The following is a 21,814-nucleotide window of genomic DNA, read 5'->3' as shown; positions in this document are numbered from 1 at the left end:
ATCTTGGCTTGCAGAAAACAAGCTGCGATCTTATCAGAGGCCCGCCCTTAACGACTGGCCTGGAAAGCCCTCAATCCCTTCAAGGCCTGGGTCCGGACGGCGTTTCTCACCAATGGTGTCCAGCCCAGCAACAAGCCCTTGGTACCCAGCGCCTGCCGCGACCAGCGCCACAGATCGAAGTGGTCGTGGTGTTCACAGATCTTGCCATCGCGAAAAACGAACCGTGCCTGAATGTCGTTGATCACGGTGTTGCCGGTCTGACTGAATAGATAGGTCGCCACCCACTGGGCGCTACCGGTGCGCTCATCGCTACGGACATCGTCGAAGGTCAGAGAGAAGTTCTTGGCCCGAGTGGTCAGCATGCGCCACATATCGCCGGCATCGCGGCCGCGCAACTCGCCAAACGCAGGATCACTGAACACCACGTCCTCGGTGTAGCAGGCGCTCATGGCCTCGGCATCCAGCCGCTGGAAAGCGGTGTAGAACTCAGTGATCAATGCGCTGTGGGCATCACTCATAAACAGGCTCCGAAAAATCGAAAGGATGCCTGCACGATAGTCTGCAGCGCTCGGGAAAACTATCGGCATTCGTGGCGGGAATACCGATAGTGCGCCTGGCTCAGACCTTTTCGCTTTCGACCTGAACGTACAGCGAACGCCCGGCGCCGAGGCCGGCGATGATGGCACCGCTACCGATCACCCCGAAGATCCAGCCCAGCGCAGTCCAGCCGCCTGTCAGGTCATGCACAAGTCCGACAGCGAAGGGGCCCATGGACGCCAGGGTGTAACCGATGCCCTGGGCCATGCCCGAGAGGTTCGCCGCGACATGGGCATCCCGTGAGCGCAGCACGATCAGGGTCAACGCCAGGCTGAAGGTACCACCCTGCCCCAGGCCGAGCAGAATCGCCCAACCCCAGAGGCCTTCGAGCGGCGCGTAGAGACAACCGAACAGACCGCCGAGCGTCAGGCACATGACGATGACGATCGCCAGACGCTGGTCCTTGCCACGGGTTGCCAGCCAAGGCGCGGCCAGCGAGCTGGCCAGCTGGACGATGACCGAGCCGGACAGCACCAGACCCGCTTGAGTCGGTGCCAGGCCACGACCGATCAGGATCGATGGCAACCAGCCGAAAACGATGTAAGCCAACGAAGATTGCAGGCCCATATACAGCGTCACCTGCCAGGCCAACGGATCACGCAGCAAGCCACGCACCCGATAAGCCACATTGTGGGTAGCGTGTTTCTGACCGACTTGCGGCAACCAGAACACCACCGCCACCAATGCCGGCAGGATCCAGAAACCCAGCCCCATGGCCCAACTGCCCTCGAAATGCTGGCTCAGAGGAACCGTCGCCCCCGCCGCCATGGCCGCGCCCAGACACAGAGCCATGGTGTAGACACCGGTCATGGTCCCGGCGTGTTTGGCAAAGTCCCGTTTGACGATGCCCGGCAGCAACACACCGATCACACCGATACTGGCACCGGCCAGGATGCTGCCGGAAAACAAGCCGACTTCACCGTATGAACTGCGCAGAATGATTCCGCAGGCCAAGGTCAGCAAGATTCCCAGCACCACCCGCTCGGCACCGAAACGTCGCGCCAGAATCGGCGCCAGCGGGGCGAACAGACCGAGGCAGAGCACCGGCAATGTGGTCAGCAGCCCCGCTTGCGCCGCCGACAGCCCGAGGCTTTTTGACACCTCACTGAGCAACGGCGCCATGCTCGACAGCGCCGGGCGCAGGTTCAACGCAACCAGAATCAATCCCAGTAGCAACAGCCACGGCCGACGTAAAAGCGGATGGCTTTGCTGGATTTCTTCGTCATCCGCTTCGGCGTCGATCAATAGCTCCTCAAGCTCCGCCGTGCGTCTGGGTTGCGTCACACCGCGCCGGGTCGCCTGTGGGGTGGACATGGGATTCTCGGTTTCAAGGTTCATTGATCAGCTTCCGGGAAATGGCTTTGGCCCGTTCCGGGTCCCGTTGCTCGACGGCCTCAAGCAGTTCGATGTGCAGGTCGAACACTTCCTGACGCCGCGGCGTGATGCTCAGTGTCTGGCGCAGATGCGCGCCGACCATGCTGGAAAAGTAGCGGTACAGTTCGCTCAAGGTGGGGTTGTGCGCGGCATCCACCAGCCGTCGGTGAAACACCAGATCACACGCGATGTAGCTCTCGAGGTCGCCGTGGTAATGACTGCCGCTGACGCCCAGCGCTTCATGCAGCGCTTTGAGGTCTTCATCCGTACGCCGCAACGCCGCAAGGCCGATTGCCTCGACTTCAAGGATGTGCCGCGTCTCCCGGGCCTGCTCGTGGGAACAGCGTGACAACACCTTCATGGTGTCCAGCGGATCGACCACCGCCCGCAAGTAACTGCCGTCGCCCTGACGAATCTCGATCAGCCCGGAAAACGCCAACACCCGCATAGCCTCACGCACCGTGTTGCGGCTGATGCCCAACTCGATCGCCAGCTCCGGCTCGGTGGGCAAGCGCTGGCCGATCGTCCAGGTGCCGTCATTGATGCGCAGACGCAACTGTTCCAGAGCCTGATCGACCAGGGAACGCCTTACTAACGGGGAAATATCTGTCATGGAAATCGCCTTTTCATCCAATCATCGGATGAATTTCCTGACAACATAGTCAGATATAGCCACGAGTTCAACTAGCAGGACACAAATTCCAGACAAAAATAAACCCGGCACATGGCCGGGTTTATCGGTGCAGCGGCTAACCCATCAATGCAGGATCTGGCTCAAGAACAGCTTGGTCCGTTCATTCTGCGGCTTGTCGAAGAAGTCGTTCGGCGCGGCCTGTTCGACGATTTCGCCTTTATCCATGAAGATCACCCGGTTAGCCACGGTGCGGGCGAAGCCCATTTCGTGGGTTACGCAGAGCATGGTCATGCCGTCTTCGGCCAGGCCGATCATGGTGTCCAGAACCTCCTTCACCATCTCCGGATCGAGCGCCGAGGTCGGCTCATCGAACAGCATGATTTTCGGCTTCATGCACAACGCACGGGCAATCGCCACACGCTGTTGCTGACCACCGGAAAGCTGCCCCGGGAATTTGTGCGCCTGCTCTGGAATGCGTACGCGCTCCAGATAGTGCATGGCGATTTCTTCGGCCTGGCGCTTGGGCATCTTGCGCACCCACATCGGAGCCAGCGTGCAGTTCTGCAGGATGGTCAGGTGCGGAAACAGGTTGAAGTGCTGGAACACCATGCCGACTTCACGGCGGATCGCTTCGATCTGCTTGAGGTCGTTGGTCAGCTCCACGCCATCGACCACGATGCGGCCCTGCTGGTGTTCTTCCAGGCGATTGAGGCAACGAATGGTGGTCGACTTGCCAGAGCCGGACGGCCCGCACAAGACGATGCGCTCGCCCTGTTTGACGTTCAGGTTGATGTCTTTCAGCACGTGGAACTGGCCGTACCACTTGTTCACACCCTGCATTTGAATAATGCCTTCAGGGCCCACAGGCTGTTTGATCGCTTCACTCATCACAAAACTCCTAACGCTTGTGGCCTGTGTCCAGCCTACGTTCCAAGTGCATGGAATAGCGGGACATACCAAAACAGAAAATCCAGAACACCAGGGCCGCAAACACATAGCCTTCGGTGGCCATACCCAGCCATTTCGGGTCGGCGGCGGCTTGCTTGACGCTGTTGAGCAGGTCGAACAGGCCGATGATGATCACCAGGCTGGTGTCCTTGAACAGTGCGATGAAGGTGTTGACGATCCCCGGGATCACCAGCTTCAGGGCTTGCGGCAGAATCACCAGGCCCATGCTGCGCCAGTAGCCCAGGCCCATCGCCGCGGCCGCTTCGTACTGACCTTTGGGTATGGCCTGCAAACCACCGCGCACCACCTCGGCGATGTAGGCCGACTGGAACAGGATCACGCCGATCAGCGCCCGCAGCAGCTTGTCGAAGTTCATGCCCTCAGGCAGGAACAGCGGCAGCATCACCGAGGACATGAACAATACCGTGATCAAGGGCACGCCGCGCCAGAACTCGATGAAGGTCACGCAGACCACGCGGATCGCCGGCAGGTTCGAACGGCGTCCCAGCGCCAGCAGAATTCCCAGCGGCAACGCACCGACAATACCGACGGTAGCGATTACCAGGGTCAACATCAGGCCGCCCCACTGGCTGGTGGCGATATTGCTCAGGCCCAGGTAGCCGCCGTGCAGCAGGGTGTAGGCAATGATCGGGTACAGCACCAGGAAGCTCAGGCCGTAGATCGCCTTGTGCGGGACGCGTGTGATGAACAACGGGGCCACGCCGATCACCGCCAGCAACACGGTCAGGTCCACGCGCCAGCGCAGATCCACCGGGTAGTAGCCGTACATGAACTGGCCGATGCGTTGCTCAATGAACACCCAGCAGGCGCCGCCCTTGGTGCAGTCGGCGCGGGTCGTACCGACCCAGTTGGCATCGAGAAACGCCCAGTGCAGGATGGGCGGCACGACCAGATAGATCAGGTAGAACGCGAACAGCGTGAGCAGCGTGTTGATCCAGCTGGAGAACATGTGCTCGCGCATCCACGCCACGACACCGATGCGGATGCCTGGTGGTGGCATGTCAGGTTTGAAAATATGAGTCGTCATGCGCGTTTCCTCACCGCTCGATCAGCGCAATGCGCTTGTTGTACCAGTTCATCAGCATGGAAATGCTGATACTGATCGCCAGGTACACGCTCATGGTGATGGCAATGACTTCGATGGCCTGACCGGTCTGGTTCAACACGGTGCCGGCAAACAGCGAAACCATTTCCGGGTAACCGATACCGGCAGCCAGCGAGGAGTTCTTCGCCAGGTTCAGGTATTGGCTGGTCAGCGGCGGAATGATCACGCGCAGAGCTTGCGGGATGATCACCTTGCGCAGGGTCGGGCCGTTGCGCAGCCCCAGGGAACGGGCCGCTTCGGTCTGGCCATGGCTGACCGACTTGATGCCCGAGCGCACGATCTCGGCGATAAACGCCGCGGTGTACACCGTAAGCGCCAGGGTCAAGGCCAGCAGTTCCGGGATCAACACCCAGCCACCGACGAAGTTGAAGCCTTGCAGCTTCGGTATTTCCCAATGCAGCGGAGCGCCAAAGATCAGCGCGCACAACGCAGGAATCACCAGAAACATTGCCAGGCCGGTCCAGAACTTGTGGAACGGCACGCCGGTCGCTTCGAAACGCTTGTTGGCCCAGCGGCACATCAGCACGATGGCAACGATGGCCACCACGATGCTGACCATGAACGGCCAGAAGCCGCCGGAGATCAGGGCTGCCGGCATGTTCAAGCCACGACTGCTGACGAAAAAAGTGTCGCCGAAGTTATGACTGTTGCGCGGCCCTGGCATGGTCAGGAACACCGCGAAGTACCAGAACAGAATCTGCAGCAGCGGCGGAATGTTACGGAAAACCTCGACGTAAACGGTCGCCAGTTTGCTGATGATCCAGTTGTGCGACAGTCGGGAAACGCCAACGATGAAGCCGAGGATCGTCGCCAGAATGACGCCAATGAAGGTCACCAGCAGGGTATTGAGCAGGCCGATCAGGAAGACGCGGGCATAGTTGTCCGATTCGGTGTAATCGATCAGGTGCTGGGCGATACCGAACCCGGCACTGCGCTCAAGAAAACCGAACCCTGAGGTGATGCCCCGGTGCTGAAGGTTGGTCTGAGTGTTGTTGAACAGGTACCAACCCATGGCGATCACCGCGACAACCGTGATGATCTGGAAGAGCCACGCACGCACTCGAGGATCGCTGAGGGAGAACCTCTGCTTTGGTGCGCCGATTGAATTTTGCATGAAGTGCCCCAGAAATAATGGAACAGAACATCACCCGGTGGTTGGCCCACCGGGTGATAGAACCATCAGCGCACAGGTGGTGCGTATTGAATGCCGCCGTTGCTCCACAGGGCGTTCAGGCCGCGGTCGATTTCCAGCGGCGTGCCCTTGCCGAGGTTCTTCTCGAAGATTTCGCCGTAGTTACCAACCTGCTTGACGATTTGGACGACCCAGTCCTTCGGTAGCTTCAGGTCCTTGCCGTACTCACCATCGATGCCCAGCAGACGGGCAACGTCCGGGTTCTTGGTGGACTTGGCTTGTTCCACAACGTTTTTCGAAGTGATACCGGCTTCTTCAGCGTTGAGCATGGCGTAGCCTGTCCAGCGCACGATGGCCAGCCACTCGTCGTCGCCATTACGGACCACCGGCCCCAGAGGTTCCTTGGAGATGGTTTCCGGCAACACCACATAGTCTTTCGGCGAGGCCAGCTTGCTGCGCTGGGCGAACAGCTGGGATTTGTCGGAGGTCAGCACGTCGCAACGACCGGATTCCAGCGACTTGGCGCTTTCATCGGAGGTATCGAAGGTAATCGGGGTGTACTTCAGGCCATTGGCACGGAAGTAGTCAGAAACGTTCAGCTCAGTGGTGGTACCGGCTTGAATGCAGATGGTCGCGCCATCCAGTTCCTTGGCACTTTTCACGCCCAGCTTGTTGTTGGCCAGGAAGCCCACACCGTCGTAATAGGTGATGAAACCCGGAAATTTCAGGCCCATGCCCGCATCGCGAGAGCTGGTCATGGTGGTGTTACGCGACAGTACGTCGATTTCACCGGATTGCAGCGCGGTGAAACGCTCCTTGGCGTTCAACTGACTGAATTTGACCTTGGTCGCGTCGCCGAATACGGCAGCGGCCACAGCGCGGCAGACGTCAGCGTCGATCCCGAGGATCTTGCCAGTTGCGTCCGGTACCGAGAAACCCGGCAGACCATCGCTTACACCGCACTGTACGAAACCTTTCTTATGCACCGCATCCAGGGTTGCACCCGCCTGAGCGAACCCACTGACACCGAGTACTGCGGCCGCAGTCACGATGGCCAGGGTGGATTTCAACATCTTCATTCAAACCTCCAGTTTTGCTCTTGTTGTGTCGGAGCTTGAGTCTTGCCGCACCCTTATGAGGCGCTGTTGACCCGTGTTGGCTTTTTTAAGGGTCAAGCGGCGTAAGACCTAGCCATGAGTCTAGTAGGAGAAAATCCACTTAATGGAAAACTCACTTCTCACCAATCGGCCGAACAGGCTGTAGCCCTTCATGTTCGCGAAGCCCGTAGCGGCCCTTGGCGAACGTCCATCACCGGATTCTTTGCTATCCCACAACCGAAGGTAGACTGATAGTGTTACCGCTCGGCGCAGGATTACTTGCACAGCTTTCCACATAGCAAAGCCCGTACCACACCTGCCGCTAAAGCGTTTCAGCGGCAGGTCAATAGCAAAACTTGCAACCTTGCGACATCTTCTTAACTGATTAACCAGAAGCGCACTCTGACGTCGCACTCAATCAGAGCGCACGCACACTAATGGAGCAGACATGACCCAGACCTTGATTCTTCAGCCCAGCAAGCCCGTCGATGCCTGCGTGATCTGGCTGCATGGCCTGGGCGCCGACCGCTACGATTTCCTGCCGGTAGCCGAGGCGCTACAAGAAAGCCTGCTGACTACCCGCTTTGTTCTGCCACAAGCGCCGACCCGCGCCGTGACCATCAACGGCGGCTATGAAATGCCGAGCTGGTACGACATTCTGGCCATGAACCCGGCGCGGGCAATCAACCGCGAGCAGCTGGATGAGTCCGCGCGGTCGCTCACCGATTTGATCGAAGAACAGCGCGCCAGCGGAATAGACGCCTCGCGGATTTTTCTAGCCGGTTTTTCCCAGGGCGGTGCGGTGGTGCTGCACACCGCCTTCTTGAAATGGCAAGGCCCCTTGGGTGGCGTAATCGCCCTCTCTACTTATGCACCGACATTCAGTGACGAACTGCAATTGTCGGCCAGCCAACAGCGGATCCCGGTGTATTGCCTGCATGGCCACTACGATGACGTCGTACAAAACGCCATGGGTCGAACTGCCTACGAGCATTTGAAGCGACTTGATGTCACCGTGACATGGCAGGAATACCCAATGGGCCATGAAGTGTTACCCGATGAAATTCGCGACATTGGCGCCTGGATCACCAACCGTTTGCGTTGAAATAGAAACTTCCTGTAGCCCTTTAAGCAATCCACTACGCCGCGCCCGATTCTTGCATTACACTGCCCGGCGTACATTCCTTAACCAATTGATGAGATGACCGTGCTCAAAGCACTCAAGAAAATGTTTGGTAAAAGCGAGGCTGAGCAGCTCGCGCCTGGCTCCATTGCACCTTCCCACAGCCCCGGCAGCCGCACCGACGGTAATCAGCCTGGTCGCGCCGTGCCTGACACCGCGCCTAAAAAAGAGCCGGTGAACACTCCCCAAGCTCAACCGGCAGCGGCTCCGGCCTCCGAACAACCGCGCAGCGAAAAGCCCAAACCAGAGCAACCTCGTCGCGCGCACGCGCCGAAAGCGCCTGTCACTCCCTGGAAACTCGAAGATTTCGTCGTCGAACCCCAGGAAGGCAAAACCCGTTTCCACGATTTCAAGCTTGCGCCAGAATTAATGCACGCGATCCAGGACCTGGGTTTCCCGTACTGCACCCCGATCCAGGCGCAGGTGCTGGGTTTCACCCTGGCAGGCAAAGACGCTATCGGCCGCGCCCAGACCGGTACCGGCAAAACCGCCGCGTTCCTGATCTCGATCATCACCCAGCTGCTGCAAACCCCACCGCCGAAAGAGCGCTACATGGGTGAACCGCGGGCGCTGATCATCGCGCCGACCCGCGAGCTGGTGGTGCAGATCGCCAAGGACGCCGCCAACCTGACCAAGTACACCGACCTCAACGTCATGACGTTCGTTGGCGGCATGGACTTCGACAAGCAGCTCAAGCACCTCGAGGCCCGCCACTGCGACATCCTCGTGGCCACCCCGGGCCGTCTGCTGGACTTCAACCAGCGCGGCGACGTGCACCTGGACATGGTCGAAGTGATGGTCCTGGACGAAGCCGACCGAATGCTCGACATGGGTTTCATCCCACAAGTGCGTCAGATCATTCGCCAGACTCCGCCGAAAAACGAGCGTCAGACCCTGCTGTTCTCTGCGACCTTCACCGAAGACGTGATGAACCTGGCCAAGCAATGGACCACCGACCCGTCCATCGTTGAAATCGAATCCGAGAACGTTGCCAGCGAGAACGTCGAACAGCACATCTATGCTGTTGCCGCTGCCGACAAATACAAACTGCTCTACAACCTGGTGAACGACAACGGCTGGGAACGGGTGATGGTCTTCGCCAACCGCAAGGACGAAGTGCGGCGCATCGAAGAACGTCTGGTGCGTGACGGTGTCAACGCCGCCCAGCTTTCCGGCGACGTTCCACAACACAAGCGCATCAAGACCCTGGAAGGCTTCCGCGAAGGCAAGATTCGCGTGCTGGTGGCCACCGATGTCGCCGGTCGCGGGATTCACATCGACGGCATCAGCCACGTGATCAACTTCACCCTGCCGGAAGTGCCGGACGATTACGTCCACCGCATTGGCCGGACCGGTCGTGCGGGCGCCGATGGTGTGTCCATCAGCTTCGCCGGTGAAGACGACTCCTACCAGCTACCGTCCATCGAGGCGCTGCTGGGTCGCAAGATCAGTTGCGAGACACCGCCGACGCATCTACTGCGCGCAGTAGAGCGCAAGCGCCCGTAGAACCCGGCGCAACAAAAGAGACGCAGCCCGGAAACGGTCTGCGTTTTTTTTCGTCTGGATATTGTCATATGGAACTATAAGTCCATAATGGACAAATTAGTTTACATTCACTTCCACGGAGCATCAGCATGTCCAGCACGCCTTATGTGGTCGCCAAAGCCCAGGCCCGCCAGCTACTCGAACACCTCGACGTGCCGCAGATTCTGCGCAAGATGTTTCGTGATCTGGCCGCCGGGCATGCCGTGCAACCAGCCCAGCAATTGGTGGAGTTCCCCCAAGGCGCCGGCGATTTCATCAATTACCTTGGCGTTCTGGCCGAAGACCGCGTCTACGGCGTGAAAACCTCACCCTATATCGTGCGCAGCGAAGGCGCACTGGTGACGGCCTGGACGCTGCTGATGTCGATGGACAATGGTCAACCGCTGCTACTCTGCGACGCAGGCGAACTGACGGTCGCCCGCACCGCCGCCGCGACCGCTGTGGCCATCGACGCCCTGGCTGAGCCGCACGCCAGGCGTCTTGCGATTATTGGCAGCGGCCCGGTGGCCCTGGCTCACCTGCGCTATGTGAAGACGCTGCGCGACTGGCAGAGCATCAGCCTCTACTCGCCAGCCCTGGCCGGCAAAAGCCCTGAAGAGCTGGCGCCAATCAGCACCCTTGACCCGCGCTTGCAAATCGTTGCCAGCCGCGAGCAGGCGCTTCAGGACGCCGACGTGATCATGCTCTGCACCTCCTCCGCGGGCCCGGTGATCGACCCGCGCACCCTCAGTAAACCGGCACTGATCACCTCGATCAGCACCAACGCGCCACGGGCTCACGAAGTGCCGCCGCAAACCCTGAATGAAATGCAGGTCTATTGCGACTATCGTCAGACCACCCCAGGCTCGGCCGGGGAAATGCTGATCGCCAGCGAGCAGCATGGCTGGGACAGGAGCGCCATTCTAGGCGACCTGCCAGAGCTGCTTGCCGATAAGGCGCCGCGCCCGGCCTACGACCGCCACGTATTCTTCCGTTCCATTGGCCTGGGCCTGGAAGACATCGCGCTAGCCAATGCTATCTACCTTCTACAAAAACGCATCGGCTAATACCAACACCTGTAGGAGCGAGCGATGCGGCGATCCGACTTGCCCGCGAAATCAGGCGCTGCGGTCTGTCTGATTTACCGCGTCATCGTTCATCGCGGGCAAGTCGGATCGCCGCACCGCTCGCTCCTACAAAAGCATTGAGCAGTGACAGGAGAACCCCCATGCCCCAGGCAGATTTCATCATCATCGGCGGCGGTATCGCCGGTGCGTCCACCGGTTACTGGCTATCGCGTCAGGCTCGGGTGATTGTGCTGGAGCGTGAATCGCATCCGGCCTATCACTCGACCGGGCGTTCCGCCGCCTTATACACCGCCGCTTATGGCACCGCCCAGGTCCGTGCATTGACCCTCGCCAGCCGGGAATTCTTCGACGCGCCGCCGGCCGGTTTCTGCGAGCACCCGTTGCTGACCCCGCGTGGTGAAATGACTGTGGACTTCACCGGCGACCCGACAGAGTTGAACAGCCAATACCTGAGCGCCAAGGCCAGCGTGCCGGAGATGCAATTGCTCAGCGCCGAGCAAGCCTGCGAACGCCTGCCGATCCTGCGCCGGGAGAAAGTTCACGGGGCGATTTATGACCCGAGCGCCAGCGATATCGACACCGACGCCCTGCACCAAGGCTACCTGCGCGGTATCCGGCGCAATCAGGGTGAAGTGCATACCGACAGTGAAGTCCAGAGCCTGACCCGTGACGCCCAAGGTAATTGGCAGGTCAAGACCGCCAAACAGACCTTCAGCGCTGCGGTGGTGATCAATGCGGCAGGTGCCTGGGCCGATAAAATCGGTGAGATGGCCGGGGCCAGGCCGCTCGGCCTGCAGCCCAAGCGTCGTGCGGCATTTATCTTCGCCGGCCCTGAAGGGGTGGATATCCATGACTGGCCGATGCTGGTCAGCCTCGACGAGTCGTTCTACATGAAACCGGATGCCGGGATGTTCCTCGGCTCACCGGCCAACGCCGACCCGGTCGAACCTCACGACGTACAGCCTGAAGAGCTGGACATCGCCATGGGCATTTACCAGATTGAAGAAGCCACCACGCTGACCATCCGCCGCCCGACCCGAACCTGGGCCGGACTGCGCAGTTTCGTCAGCGACGGTGACCTTTTGTGCGGCTTTGACCAGCAGGTGCCGGGGCTGTTCTGGGTCGCGGCCCAAGGCGGTTATGGCATCCAGACCTCGCCCGCCATGGGTCAGGCCGGTGCGGCACTGGTACGCGGCGAAGCCCTGCCTGAACAACTGACGCGCTTTGGTCTGAGCGCCGCAATGCTCTCCCCCGCTCGCCTCGGTTAAAACGCCCTCAGGTGACGACCCGCCTCGATTGCGGCACACTTCCAGCGCCCTTTTCGATAGGGCGCTGACGCTGCCTGGAGCAACTCCCTATGACACCACCTCGACAAGATCCCGCCCTGGAAAACTTCCGGGCGATTGCCGACGCCATTGCCACGCTGTTTTATCCCCACGCCGAGGTGGTGCTGCACGATTTGCGCACGCAAAAGATCGACTACATCGCCAACAACCTGTCCAAACGCGAAATCGGCGACGATGCCGCGCTGGAAGACATGCTCAGCGAAGAGGTCAGCGAACGAAACATTGGCCCTTACGAAAAGCTCAACTGGGACGGTCAAAAAATCCGCAGCCTCAGCAGTGTGCTGCGCGACAGCGATGGCCAGCCTCTGGCTGTGCTGTGTATCAACCTGAATATTTCGCTGTTCGAAAATGCCAAGGCGGCGCTGGATTTGTTCCTGTCGCCGAGCAAGCTGATTGCGCAACCGGACTCACTGTTTCGTGATGACTGGCAGGAGCGAATCAACACCTTCCTGCACGCATGGATGCAAGAACGTCAGCTGAGCCTCAACCTGCTGACCCGCGAGCATAAACGCGAGCTGGTGCTGGCCCTGCACGCTGAAGGCGCCTTCAAGGGCAAAAGCGCGTCCAATTATGTGGCGAATGTACTGAACATGGGCCGGGCGACGGTGTACAAGCATTTGAAAGAATTGAAGGGCTGAAGGTCCGCGTTTGACCTGAATCAGATTTATGGTTCTTACCATCGCTTCGCGGGCAAGCCTCGCTCCTACGGATAATGGGGTCTGTAGGAGCGAGGCTTGCCCGCGATTGCAATGTATCAGGCGCTACAAATCCCCCTGATCAATCCCCATAAATATCCGACTTGAAGTATTTGGCCTCGATCTTCTGGTATTCGCCGCTGGCGCGAATGCCGTCGATGGCCTTGTTCAGATCGGCCAGCAACTCGGTGTTGCCTTTACGCACGGCAATCCCGGCGCCTTCACCGACGTATTTCGGATCTTTCAACTCAGGGCCGACAAAGGCATAACCGGCACCGCGCGGCATCGACAGGAAGTCATCCAGCGGAATGGTGTCGGCGAAGATGGCGTCCAGGCGCCCGGACGCCAGGTCCATGTAGATCTCTTCGTTGTTGCTGTAGCGCACCACCTTGATGCCCTTGGGCTCGAACACTTCGGTGGCATAGCGGTCGGTGGTGGTCGAGCGTTGCACGCCGATGGTCTTGCCCTTGAGGCTGGCGTACTGGTCATCCACCACGGCACCTTTCTTCATCACCAGACGCGACGAGGTGAAGTAGTACTTGTGGGTGAAATCGACGGACTTCTTGCGCTCCTCGGTGATCGTCATCGAGGACAGGGCCGCATCGATTTTCTTCACTTTCAGCGACGGGATCAGGCCATCGAACTCACCCTCGATCCATTCGCACTTGATCTTCATCTGCGCACACAACGCGTTGCCGATGTCGTAATCGAAACCGCTGATCTTGCCGTCGGAAGTCTTTGAGGCGAAGGGTGGATAAGCGGCTTCAATGCCAATACGTACGGTTTTCTCGGCAGCGAACAGGCTGCTACACGCCAACAGGCTAAGGGCCAGGCCACTGATGAGGGGGAGTTTCTTCATGTTCGTTCTCTCGCGGGTTGTTGTTGGTTTTGCAAGACAGAAGGAAAAGTTAAAACTGAAGCGCTTTTTTGTACTTATAATTCCATACTGGACTTTTATGTATTGGCCGTCAATCGGCCGTCCACACTTCGCCCTTCCTTTGGTCGCGAGGATGAAATGGGGTAACGAAAGGAGATCCATTGATTGTTCCCACGCTCTGCGTGGGAATGCATCCCGTGACGCTCCGCGTCACAGCCAAAGCGGACGCAGAGCGTCCGGGGCGGCATTCCCACGCGGGAGCGTGGGAACGATCAGGGGATTACTTTTCCCAGCGCTCTACCGCCGCATGGTCGCTGTCCTTCCCTTCCACCCAGCGAGGCCCGTCACTGGTGTTTTCTTTTTTCCAGAACGGCGCGCGGGTTTTCAGGTAGTCCATGACAAAAGCGCAGGCGTCGAACGCTGCCTGGCGGTGGGCACTGGCGGCACCGACGAAGACAATCGGCTCACCCGGCTCCAGGGCGCCGATCCGGTGTAGCACTTCAAGCTTGAGCAGCGGCCAACGCTGCCCGGCTTCATCGGCGATCTTGCCGAGAGCCTTTTCGGTCATGCCCGGATAGTGCTCGAGAAACATCCCGGCAACTTCACGGCCATCATTGAAGTCGCGCACGTAGCCGACAAAACTCACCACCGCGCCGACGCCGACATTCGCCGCGTGCATCGCGTTGACTTCAGCGCCTGGGTCGAACGCTGCGGATTGCACGCGAATGGCCATGCTCAGCCTCCGGTCACGGTAGGGAAAAACGCCACTTCATCGCCGTCGGTCAGCGGCTCATCGAGCTGACACAGGTCTTCATTGCGGGCGCACATCAGGTTCTGTTCACTCAGTACCTCGGCACCGTTGCGCTGTGCCAAAAGCAAACGCACATCATCGACCGAGGCGAAATCGCCTTCGACGTTCAGCGAGTCCACTCCAAGCGCCTCGCGGTAGCGGGCAAAAAACTTCACCGTCACTTTCATTATTCGGACACCTGCATTATTCAGACACCTGATAGTGGCCGCTCTTGCCACCCAACTTCTCCAGCAAGCGTACGCTCTCGATGGTCATACCACGATCCACGGCCTTGCACATGTCGTAGATGGTCAGCGCGGCGATGCTGGCGGCGGTCAGCGCCTCCATCTCGACACCGGTCTGGCCGGCGAGTTTGCAGCGGGCGACGATGCGCACCGCGTCCTCGCCCTCGGCGCTGAGCTCGACCTTGACGCTGGTGAGCATCAGCGGATGGCACAACGGAATCAAATCGGAGGTTTTCTTCGCCGCCTGAATCCCGGCGATCCGCGCCACGGCAAACACATCACCCTTGGGATGACCGCCGCTGACGATCATTTGCAGGGTTTCGGGAAGCATGCGCACAAGCGCTTCGGCTGTGGCTTCACGGGACGTCACGGCTTTTTCGGTGACGTCGACCATATTGGCGCGACCTTGGGAATCGAGATGAGTCAGCACAGGGTTACTCCTGATCAGGAGCGCCGATTGTAAACCTGCAGGTCAATTTTTCGCACGTTTGATTATTGAAACCCGCGATAGTAGGAGCGAGGCTTGCCCGCGATCGAGCGCGAAGCGGTCGCAGAACAGGTCTGCGCATTCCCACAGGACAATTGAGTCGTCTGGATTGCGGCCGCTTCGCAGCCGATCGCGGGCAAGCCTCGCTCCTACAAGGGGGTGTTGTATCGCAACAAAAAAAAGCCGGGCGGCTTTGGGCCGCCCGGTTCTTGAGGGTTACAGATGGGATTCGGCGTATTCGGCCAGAATCGAACGTGGCACCCCTTGCAGGGTGATGTGCACACCATTGGGGAAGTCTTTGAAGCGTTCGGTCAGGTAGGTCAGCCCGGAACTGGTCGCGGACAGGTAAGGGGTGTCGATCTGCGCCAGGTTACCCAGGCACACCACTTTGGAACCGGCACCGGCACGGGTGATGATGGTTTTCATCTGGTGCGGGGTGAGGTTCTGGCATTCATCGATCAGGATCAGGCTCTGCTGGAAGCTGCGGCCCCGGATGTAATTGAGGGATTTGAACTGCAACGGCACTTTGCTGAGGATGTAATCCACACTGCCATGGGTATTTTCGTCATCCATGTGCAAGGCTTCGAGGTTGTCGGTAATGGCGCCTAGCCAAGGCTCCATTTTTTCCGCTTCGGTGCCCGGCAGGAAGCCGATCTCCTGGTCCAGCCCCTGCACGCTACGGGTGGCGATGATGCGCCGGTAGCGTTTGCTGACCATGGTTTGTTCGATGGCGGCGGCCAGTGCCAGGATGGTTTTCCCGGAACCGGCGGCACCGGACAGGTTGACCAGATGGATGTCCGGATCGAGCAAGGCAAACAGCGCCAGGCTTTGATAGACGTCACGCGGCTTCAGCCCCCAGGCTTCCTGGTGCATCAGCGGTTCTTGATGCAGGTCGAGGATCAGCAGGACGTCGACCCTGATCTCTTTGATCCAGCCGACAAAACCCTGCTCGTCGATGATGAACTCGTTGACATGCACGGCAGGCAGGTTGTCGATGAGTTGCACCTGATGCCAGGTGCGACCGTGGTCCTGACGAGTCTCGACCTTGCTGACGCGATCCCAGAACGAACCCGTCATGTTGTGATAACCACGTGACAGCAGCGACACGTCGTCAACCAGTTGGTCGGTGCTGTAGTCCTCGGCGGCGATCCCACAGGCTCGCGCTTTGAGGCGCATGTTGATGTCTTTGGTCACCAGCACCAGGCGCAGATCCTTGTCGCGCACGTGCAGGTCGATCAATTGGTTGATGATGATGTTGTCGTTCAGATTCTCGGGCAAAAGATTGTTGGGCTCTTTGCGCTTGTTCATCAGAATCGACAGCAAACCTTTTGGCCCGCTCTTGCCACGCTGGATCGGCACCCCCAGCTCAACGTCTTCCGGGGTTGCATCACCCAGAGTCTTGTCGATCAGACGGATCGCCTGCCGGCATTCGGACGCGACGCTGTGATGGCCACTTTTGAGCTTGTCGAGCTCTTCAAGGACGATCATCGGGATGGCAACGTGGTGTTCTTCGAAGTTCAGGAGTGCGTTTGGATCGTGAATCAATACGTTGGTATCGAGTACATAGAGGATTGGCTGGTTGGAAGAAGAGCTACGTCCGTGATCATCCATACTCGGTCACCTTTGTGGGAGCCAGTCGACGCAATACCATTACAGTGCTGCGCCTCGAAGTGGCCACCGAATTCACCCTGCAGTACTCAAAAACAGCAGGACTCAAGTGAACTGCACACGCTGGGTCTTGAAAGACGCCACCTGTGTTGCAGGTTTCGGCGGTCTGTCTTCGTAATACTCCAAAACCTGTGACAGGAAAAAGCACTTTGACGTTTTTTTGAAGTTTATTTTTCAGAGTGACCAATAGCACTTGGCGGACTGCCATCACCCCCGTTAAAGTCGAAAGTCTGCCTGTATCGAAATCCCGCTAAAAACCTTCCTGCCTTACCCTTCCCCCAATGATTGCTGGCCTTTTGCCTTTTCAACGAAAAACGTCCTGACAATCCTCCCAGCCGATACCGCTTTGCGCGGTTTGCGTGACCAGCCAGGGTATCGCCGTTTTTACCGCGTCCTGTTTGACATTGAAGTTGATCACCCCACGCCGCCACAGCAGCATCAGCGTCAACACCCTCTGGCCGCTCTCTTGAGCCTTGAGCTTGCCGCCGGCGTCCTGAGGGTCGATGTCCCACAAGGCGACCTGCAAACCCTGCGCCTTGAAAAACCCTTCGCCGTCGGCGCGTCGCTGACCATAAGGTGGGCGAAACAGCGGTTTGTAATTTTCCGGTAACTTGCTTTTCACCAGTTCCACGCTGCGCTCGATCGAGTATTGCCAGTCCTGCCAATGGCTATGGGAGCGGTATTCCCAACCCTGCACACCGACGCACTGCTTTGAGTACAACGCCTGTAAATCAGCCACCGAGCGTTGGGCCAAACGATTCTGAATATCGCTGCCCAGCACAAAAAAGGTCGCGCTCATGTTCGACTTGCGCAAGTAGTCGCTGAGCCAGGCGGTGTTATCCGGCGAGGTTGCGGCGGCGCTGTCGAAGGTCAGTAAAAACAGCCGATCGTTGAGCTCGTCACCGTTGCGCTCGTAATCGCCGAATCGATCGACTTCGCTGCTGGTTTGCGCAAACAACGCCGCCTTGCGCAGTTGTTCGTCCAGATAGTGCTCATGAAAGATCCGGCTCGGTTCGGCCCAGCGCATGTAGTAGGAATCCGCAGCAACCTGAAACTTACCGGCCTGCTCGCGCAGGGAGTCCATGTCTTCGACCAGATAACAGAAGGAGGCGTCCTGATCGCAGCTTTGCTGGGCGAAATTGTAGTTGGCGAGCAAACGCTGCCACATCCGCTGACGCAAGCTATTGATCGACTCCAGATTGATCGTCCGCAACCCCAGGCGCTGCTTTAAAGCGGTTTCGTCCAGCGCCTCGCTGGCGAGCAAGGCGCGAGCAAAGGTGAGGATTTCCGCTCGCGACGCGACGTCGAACAGAGTCGGACTGGTCAGCTGCTCTGGCCAGGTGCTGCGGTCCAGCGTGGCGACGTCATTGGGCACAGCCATGGCGCTGAGACTGAACAGCCAGGCCAAGAAGAGAAAAGCGATACGCAAAGGGATGTCTCCATAACAAAAGCCGCGCGGCACTATAGCTGATGCATTGCGCCTGACGCGCTCCATGTAGCAGCTGCCGAAGGCTGCGTTCGAGCCGGGGTGGCGTCCGACCGCAGCACTCGCAATCAGGATATCCGGGCTCTGTTTGAATTAACGCGGTTGACCATTTTACGACCGCTGTGCGGCCGAACGCAGGCTTCGCCAGCTGCTACGAAACCCCCTATGACCTTGATAGCTGGAGTCAACGCCTGCAACCCCCTAGAATCCCCCGACGATTTCAGGAGACGACTTCATGCTGATGGTGATTTCCCCAGCCAAGACCCTCGATTACCAGACTCCGCCGGTGACCCAGCGCTTCACCCAGCCGCAATACCTCGATCATTCCCAGGAGCTGATCCTGCAGTTACGCGAGCTGAGCCCGGCGCAGATCAGCGAGTTGATGCACGTTTCCGACACAATCGGTGGCCTGAACGCCGCACGTTTCGGCAGCTGGACCCCGGCCTTCACCCAAGCCAACGCAAAACAGGCGCTGCTGGCGTTCAAAGGTGACGTTTATACCGGCCTGAACGCCGAAACGTTCAGTGAGGCGGATTTCGATTACACCCAGCAACACTTGCGCATGCTTTCCGGTCTGTACGGCCTGCTGCGCCCGCTGGACCTGATGCAGCCGTATCGGCTGGAGATGGGCACCAAACTGGCCAACGCCCGTGGCAAGGACCTGTACGCTTTTTGGGGCACCCGAATCAGTGAGTGGTTGAACCAGGCGTTGGCCGAACAAGGCGACGATGTGCTGCTCAACCTGGCCTCCAACGAGTACTTCTCGGCGGTCAAACGCCAGGCCCTGAACGCACGGATCATCAACACCGAGTTCAAGGACCTGAAAAACGGCCAGTACAAAATCATCAGCTTCTACGCGAAAAAGGCTCGCGGCATGATGAGCCGCTTCGTCATTCAGGAGCGCATCAACGACCCGGCCGCACTCAAGCAATTTGATGCGCAGGGTTACCGCTTCAACGCTGAGCAGTCCAGGCCCGACACTCTGGTTTTTCTGCGCGACCACGCCCCCGAATAGAGCTCTCTTTCGGCGCACATCATGAATCGGCACGTGCGCCAAACAGCGTTTCCCGGGATTGTGTGAAGAACTTTTTTATTCCCGCTTTCCATGTTGTCCAATGGTGCTGGATGACAGGCCGCCATCACGAGCAAGCGAAGCGATTGGCCCCCTGAGCATTCACCACTGGTTTTCGGCCATGGTCAATCGCGCCTACGCTTGGGTAGGATGGTCTCCTCAATTCCCGAGGTCCGCGTCATGTTCATCGGCGTCTTGCTGGTCATCACCTGGCTGACCCTGCTGCTGCGTTATCCGGCCAAAGCCTTGCCGGTATCGCTGGCGGCAGCGATGAGTCTGGGTCTGGTAGCGACGTGGGTGGTCTGGCTGGACAACCGCGAACTCAAGCAACTGGCGCGGCTGGAGTTGCGCATCAGCTATGCGCCCGAGCACTGCCCGGCGGATCGCCCGCTGAAACTTACAATGAACAACGGCAATGACGTGCCACTGACCGAACTGCGTTGGCGGATCGCCGCGTATGCGCCCGGCGACACGGTAAACCTTGCGGACAATCTCTACGCTGCCCCGCGCTACCGTGGCCCCGGTGAGCTACAGGCCGGCGCCTCGTGGGAAGACTGCTTGCCGCTACCACCACTGCGTCCCGGTTATCGCCCGCAAACCCTGGAGTTTCGCGCCGAGCATTTGCAGGGTAGTTTCTCTGACTGAGCCATCACTTCTCCCCTTTTGCACAAGGACCGCTCCATGCCCCTCGCGTTAATCACCGGTTGTTCCAGCGGCATCGGCCGCGCGTTGGCCGATGCGTTCAAAACGGCCGGTTACGAGGTCTGGGCGACTGCGCGCAAGGCTGATGATGTTGCGGTATTGGCCGCCGCCGGGTTCACCGCGGTGCAACTGGACGTCAATGACGGGCCTGCGCTGGAAGCGTTGAGCGAGCGCATCAATCAGCAACACGGCGGTTTGGAAGTGCTGATCAACAATGCCGGCTATGGCGCCATGGGGCCGCTGCTCGATGGTGGTGTGGAGGCGATGCAGCGCCAGTTCGAAACCAACGTGTTCGCGGTAGTCGGGGTAACCCGTGCAATGTTCCCGGTACTGCGCCGCGGCAAAGGCCTGGTGGTGAATATCGGCAGTGTGTCCGGCGTATTGGTGACACCATTTGCTGGCGCCTACTGCGCCTCGAAAGCCGCCGTACATGCCTTGAGCGATGCCCTGCGCATGGAGTTGGCACCGTTCGGTGTCCACGTCATGGAAGTCCAGCCCGGCGCCATCGCCTCCAGTTTTGCCAAGAATGCAGGGCATGAGGCCGAACAGTTGATCACCGAACAATCTCCCTGGTGGCCACTGCGCGAAGGCATCCGCGCCCGGGCCAAAGCCTCCCAGAACAACCCGACACCTGCCAGTGAGTTTGCGGCTGATTTGCTCAAGGCTGTACAGCGGAGCAAACCACCGCGCTTGCTGCGTTTGGGCAATGGCAGCCGGGCGATGCCGTTGTTGGCGGCAGTGCTGCCCAAGGGCGTGTTGGAGACGGGGTTGATGAAGCGGTTCGGGTTGAGTGGGCGATTGTAAGAGGATCGCAGCTATCCGAAAGATGCATTCCCACGCAGAGCGTGGGAACGATCAGACGGTCTGAGGACTATTGCTCGCCTTCCTGCTTCACCACCACCGTACAGGTAATCCCCGCCGCCAGCAGCACGCCGTCCGGCACTTCATCGATATGAATGCGCACCGGTACCCGTTGCGCCAGGCGCACCCAGTTGAAGGTCGGATTGACGTCGGCGATCAGTTCACGGCTCTCGGGATTGTCGCGGTCGTAGATGCCACGAGAAATGCTTTCCACATGTCCCTTGAGCACGTCGCCGCTCATCAGTTGCATATCGGCTTTATCGCCGACCCTTACGTGGGGCAGTTTGGTTTCTTCGAAGAAGCCGTAGACCCAGAATGAATTCATGTCGACCACGGCCATTTTCGCTTCACCGATGCGCGCGTAGTCGCCGCGATGGACGTTGAGGTTGGTGACATAACCGTCCACCGCCGCCAGCACTTGGGTACGTTTGAGGTTCAGCTGCGCTGCTTCAAGCTGTGCTTGCGCTTGTTGGTAATCTGCCAGGGCCGAGTCAGCGATATTGCTGGCGTCGTCACGGTTTTCCCTGGAGATGACCAGGCTGTCCATGTCGGCGCGCCGATGGGCGTTGACCTTGCGCATTTCCCAGGTTGCCTTGCGTGAGGCCACCAGCGACTGCGCCTGTTTCACCGCGATCTGGTAATGCTCAGGGTCGATCTGCATCAGCAGGTCGCCCTTTTTTACCAACTGATTGTCACGCACCGGGACGTCGACCACCTCACCCGTGACGTCGGCGGCAACGTTGATGATATCGGCGCGCACCCTGCCGTCACGGGTCCAGGGCGTGTTCATGTAATGCACCCAAAGGGTCCGGCCGATCCACAGGGCGAGGGCCAGCACGAGCAAGGTGGCGAGCAGGCTGAAGAGTTTTTTCATCAGATCGT

The 21,814-nt window shown here is 59.1% G+C and carries 22 protein-coding genes; 8 read left to right on the top strand and 14 right to left on the bottom strand.

The window, feature by feature from the left end; all coding sequences use genetic code 11:
• Nucleotides 1–47: 47 nt before the first annotated feature.
• The 7 genes from AC07VR_RS01160 to AC07VR_RS01130 all read right to left on the bottom strand — a co-directional run bounded on the left by AC07VR_RS01160 (nt 48) and on the right by AC07VR_RS01130 (nt 6,890).
• Nucleotides 48–518: a nuclear transport factor 2 family protein gene (locus AC07VR_RS01160; RefSeq protein ID WP_495010277.1), complete on the bottom strand. Its 471-nt coding sequence runs from the start codon at nt 516–518 to the stop codon at nt 48–50.
• A gap of 100 nt (nt 519–618) precedes the next feature.
• Nucleotides 619–1,935, bottom strand: a complete 1,317-nt coding sequence (locus AC07VR_RS01155; RefSeq protein ID WP_495010276.1) for a CynX/NimT family MFS transporter — start codon at nt 1,933–1,935, stop codon at nt 619–621.
• Complete coding sequence (locus AC07VR_RS01150) at nt 1,925–2,584, bottom strand: FadR/GntR family transcriptional regulator (RefSeq protein ID WP_494995097.1); 660 nt, start codon at nt 2,582–2,584, stop codon at nt 1,925–1,927. Before AC07VR_RS01150 ends, AC07VR_RS01155 begins: the two co-directional genes overlap by 11 nt.
• A gap of 144 nt (nt 2,585–2,728) precedes the next feature.
• Complete coding sequence (locus AC07VR_RS01145; RefSeq protein WP_494995098.1) at nt 2,729–3,493, bottom strand: amino acid ABC transporter ATP-binding protein; 765 nt, start codon at nt 3,491–3,493, stop codon at nt 2,729–2,731.
• A gap of 10 nt (nt 3,494–3,503) precedes the next feature.
• Entirely contained in the window at nt 3,504–4,601 is a 1,098-nt protein-coding gene (locus AC07VR_RS01140) for an amino acid ABC transporter permease (protein WP_495010275.1), read from the bottom strand.
• A 10-nt stretch (nt 4,602–4,611) separates the two neighbouring features.
• The gene (locus AC07VR_RS01135; RefSeq protein ID WP_494995100.1) at nt 4,612–5,793 is read right to left on the bottom strand and encodes an amino acid ABC transporter permease; all 1,182 of its coding nucleotides are present in this window, start codon (nt 5,791–5,793) and stop codon (nt 4,612–4,614) included.
• Nucleotides 5,794–5,858: 65 nt separating this feature from the next.
• Entirely contained in the window at nt 5,859–6,890 is a 1,032-nt protein-coding gene (locus tag AC07VR_RS01130; RefSeq protein WP_494995101.1) for an amino acid ABC transporter substrate-binding protein, read from the bottom strand.
• Nucleotides 6,891–7,356: 466 nt separating this feature from the next.
• Between AC07VR_RS01130 and AC07VR_RS01125 the strand changes: the two genes are divergently transcribed.
• The 5 genes from AC07VR_RS01125 to AC07VR_RS01105 all read left to right on the top strand — a co-directional run bounded on the left by AC07VR_RS01125 (nt 7,357) and on the right by AC07VR_RS01105 (nt 12,687).
• Nucleotides 7,357–8,013, top strand: coding sequence for an alpha/beta hydrolase (locus AC07VR_RS01125; RefSeq protein ID WP_494995102.1), 657 nt, complete (start codon nt 7,357–7,359; stop codon nt 8,011–8,013).
• Between the two features lie 96 nt (nt 8,014–8,109).
• On the top strand, nt 8,110–9,597 hold the full coding sequence (gene rhlB / locus AC07VR_RS01120) for an ATP-dependent RNA helicase RhlB (RefSeq protein ID WP_495010274.1): 1,488 nt from the start codon (nt 8,110–8,112) through the stop codon (nt 9,595–9,597).
• A gap of 128 nt (nt 9,598–9,725) precedes the next feature.
• Complete coding sequence (locus AC07VR_RS01115) at nt 9,726–10,682, top strand: ornithine cyclodeaminase family protein (protein WP_495010273.1); 957 nt, start codon at nt 9,726–9,728, stop codon at nt 10,680–10,682.
• Between the two features lie 161 nt (nt 10,683–10,843).
• On the top strand, nt 10,844–11,971 hold the full coding sequence (locus AC07VR_RS01110; RefSeq protein ID WP_494995105.1) for an NAD(P)/FAD-dependent oxidoreductase: 1,128 nt from the start codon (nt 10,844–10,846) through the stop codon (nt 11,969–11,971).
• Between the two features lie 89 nt (nt 11,972–12,060).
• The gene (locus AC07VR_RS01105; RefSeq protein WP_494995106.1) at nt 12,061–12,687 is read left to right on the top strand and encodes a helix-turn-helix transcriptional regulator; all 627 of its coding nucleotides are present in this window, start codon (nt 12,061–12,063) and stop codon (nt 12,685–12,687) included.
• Between the two features lie 139 nt (nt 12,688–12,826).
• On the opposite strand, the gene AC07VR_RS01100 is transcribed toward AC07VR_RS01105, so the two are convergent.
• The 6 genes from AC07VR_RS01100 to AC07VR_RS01075 all read right to left on the bottom strand — a co-directional run bounded on the left by AC07VR_RS01100 (nt 12,827) and on the right by AC07VR_RS01075 (nt 18,240).
• The gene (locus tag AC07VR_RS01100) at nt 12,827–13,603 is read right to left on the bottom strand and encodes an ABC transporter substrate-binding protein (RefSeq protein WP_494995107.1); all 777 of its coding nucleotides are present in this window, start codon (nt 13,601–13,603) and stop codon (nt 12,827–12,829) included.
• A gap of 298 nt (nt 13,604–13,901) precedes the next feature.
• Nucleotides 13,902–14,354 (bottom strand): molybdopterin synthase catalytic subunit MoaE, encoded by a 453-nt coding sequence (gene moaE, locus AC07VR_RS01095; protein ID WP_494995108.1) that lies wholly within the window; start codon nt 14,352–14,354, stop codon nt 13,902–13,904.
• A gap of 2 nt (nt 14,355–14,356) precedes the next feature.
• Nucleotides 14,357–14,599 (bottom strand): MoaD/ThiS family protein, encoded by a 243-nt coding sequence (locus tag AC07VR_RS01090; RefSeq protein WP_494995109.1) that lies wholly within the window; start codon nt 14,597–14,599, stop codon nt 14,357–14,359.
• Nucleotides 14,600–14,615: 16 nt separating this feature from the next.
• Nucleotides 14,616–15,086 carry a cyclic pyranopterin monophosphate synthase MoaC gene (moaC, locus tag AC07VR_RS01085; protein ID WP_494995110.1) on the bottom strand — a complete coding sequence of 157 codons (471 nt, stop codon included), beginning with the start codon at nt 15,084–15,086 and terminating at the stop codon, nt 14,616–14,618.
• Between the two features lie 273 nt (nt 15,087–15,359).
• Entirely contained in the window at nt 15,360–16,754 is a 1,395-nt protein-coding gene (locus tag AC07VR_RS01080) for a PhoH family protein (protein ID WP_494995111.1), read from the bottom strand.
• Nucleotides 16,755–17,115: 361 nt separating this feature from the next.
• Complete coding sequence (locus tag AC07VR_RS01075) at nt 17,116–18,240, bottom strand: polysaccharide deacetylase family protein (RefSeq protein WP_495010272.1); 1,125 nt, start codon at nt 18,238–18,240, stop codon at nt 17,116–17,118.
• Nucleotides 18,241–18,532: 292 nt separating this feature from the next.
• On the opposite strand from AC07VR_RS01075, the gene yaaA reads away from it, so the two are divergent.
• The 3 genes from yaaA to AC07VR_RS01060 all read left to right on the top strand — a co-directional run bounded on the left by yaaA (nt 18,533) and on the right by AC07VR_RS01060 (nt 20,875).
• Nucleotides 18,533–19,312, top strand: a complete 780-nt coding sequence (yaaA, locus tag AC07VR_RS01070; RefSeq protein ID WP_494995113.1) for a peroxide stress protein YaaA — start codon at nt 18,533–18,535, stop codon at nt 19,310–19,312.
• Nucleotides 19,313–19,549: 237 nt separating this feature from the next.
• Entirely contained in the window at nt 19,550–20,014 is a 465-nt protein-coding gene (locus AC07VR_RS01065) for a multidrug transporter (protein ID WP_495010271.1), read from the top strand.
• Nucleotides 20,015–20,050: 36 nt separating this feature from the next.
• A complete protein-coding gene (locus AC07VR_RS01060) occupies nt 20,051–20,875 on the top strand; it encodes an SDR family oxidoreductase (protein ID WP_495010270.1) in 825 nt (274 codons plus the stop codon).
• 67 nt (nt 20,876–20,942) lie between these two features.
• Here the strand turns inward: AC07VR_RS01060 and AC07VR_RS01055 are convergent, their stop codons facing one another.
• A complete protein-coding gene (locus AC07VR_RS01055; protein ID WP_494995116.1) occupies nt 20,943–21,806 on the bottom strand; it encodes an efflux RND transporter periplasmic adaptor subunit in 864 nt (287 codons plus the stop codon).
• Between the last annotated feature and the right edge of the window lie 8 nt (nt 21,807–21,814).

The organism is Pseudomonas sp. GW821-FHT02H09 (assembly GCF_059421425.1).
This window is presented reverse-complemented; position numbering and strand designations above follow the sequence as displayed.

Coding starts and splice junctions, on each gene's coding strand:
- AC07VR_RS01115 (WP_495010273.1), top strand. CDS start 9,726: ATGTCCAGCACGCCTTATGTGGTCGCCAAAGCCCAGGCCCGCCAGCTA.
- rhlB (WP_495010274.1), top strand. CDS start 8,110: ATGACCGTGCTCAAAGCACTCAAGAAAATGTTTGGTAAAAGCGAGGCT.
- AC07VR_RS01125 (WP_494995102.1), top strand. CDS start 7,357: ATGACCCAGACCTTGATTCTTCAGCCCAGCAAGCCCGTCGATGCCTGC.
- AC07VR_RS01105 (WP_494995106.1), top strand. CDS start 12,061: ATGACACCACCTCGACAAGATCCCGCCCTGGAAAACTTCCGGGCGATT.
- AC07VR_RS01080 (WP_494995111.1), bottom strand. CDS start 16,754: ATGGATGATCACGGACGTAGCTCTTCTTCCAACCAGCCAATCCTCTAT.
- AC07VR_RS01155 (WP_495010276.1), bottom strand. CDS start 1,935: ATGAACCTTGAAACCGAGAATCCCATGTCCACCCCACAGGCGACCCGG.
- AC07VR_RS01145 (WP_494995098.1), bottom strand. CDS start 3,493: ATGAGTGAAGCGATCAAACAGCCTGTGGGCCCTGAAGGCATTATTCAA.
- AC07VR_RS01090 (WP_494995109.1), bottom strand. CDS start 14,599: ATGAAAGTGACGGTGAAGTTTTTTGCCCGCTACCGCGAGGCGCTTGGA.
- AC07VR_RS01160 (WP_495010277.1), bottom strand. CDS start 518: ATGAGTGATGCCCACAGCGCATTGATCACTGAGTTCTACACCGCTTTC.
- AC07VR_RS01100 (WP_494995107.1), bottom strand. CDS start 13,603: ATGAAGAAACTCCCCCTCATCAGTGGCCTGGCCCTTAGCCTGTTGGCG.
- AC07VR_RS01065 (WP_495010271.1), top strand. CDS start 19,550: ATGTTCATCGGCGTCTTGCTGGTCATCACCTGGCTGACCCTGCTGCTG.
- AC07VR_RS01130 (WP_494995101.1), bottom strand. CDS start 6,890: ATGAAGATGTTGAAATCCACCCTGGCCATCGTGACTGCGGCCGCAGTA.
- AC07VR_RS01135 (WP_494995100.1), bottom strand. CDS start 5,793: ATGCAAAATTCAATCGGCGCACCAAAGCAGAGGTTCTCCCTCAGCGAT.
- AC07VR_RS01140 (WP_495010275.1), bottom strand. CDS start 4,601: ATGACGACTCATATTTTCAAACCTGACATGCCACCACCAGGCATCCGC.
- AC07VR_RS01060 (WP_495010270.1), top strand. CDS start 20,051: ATGCCCCTCGCGTTAATCACCGGTTGTTCCAGCGGCATCGGCCGCGCG.
- AC07VR_RS01110 (WP_494995105.1), top strand. CDS start 10,844: ATGCCCCAGGCAGATTTCATCATCATCGGCGGCGGTATCGCCGGTGCG.
- AC07VR_RS01055 (WP_494995116.1), bottom strand. CDS start 21,806: ATGAAAAAACTCTTCAGCCTGCTCGCCACCTTGCTCGTGCTGGCCCTC.
- yaaA (WP_494995113.1), top strand. CDS start 18,533: ATGCTGATGGTGATTTCCCCAGCCAAGACCCTCGATTACCAGACTCCG.
- moaE (WP_494995108.1), bottom strand. CDS start 14,354: ATGGCCATTCGCGTGCAATCCGCAGCGTTCGACCCAGGCGCTGAAGTC.
- AC07VR_RS01150 (WP_494995097.1), bottom strand. CDS start 2,584: ATGACAGATATTTCCCCGTTAGTAAGGCGTTCCCTGGTCGATCAGGCT.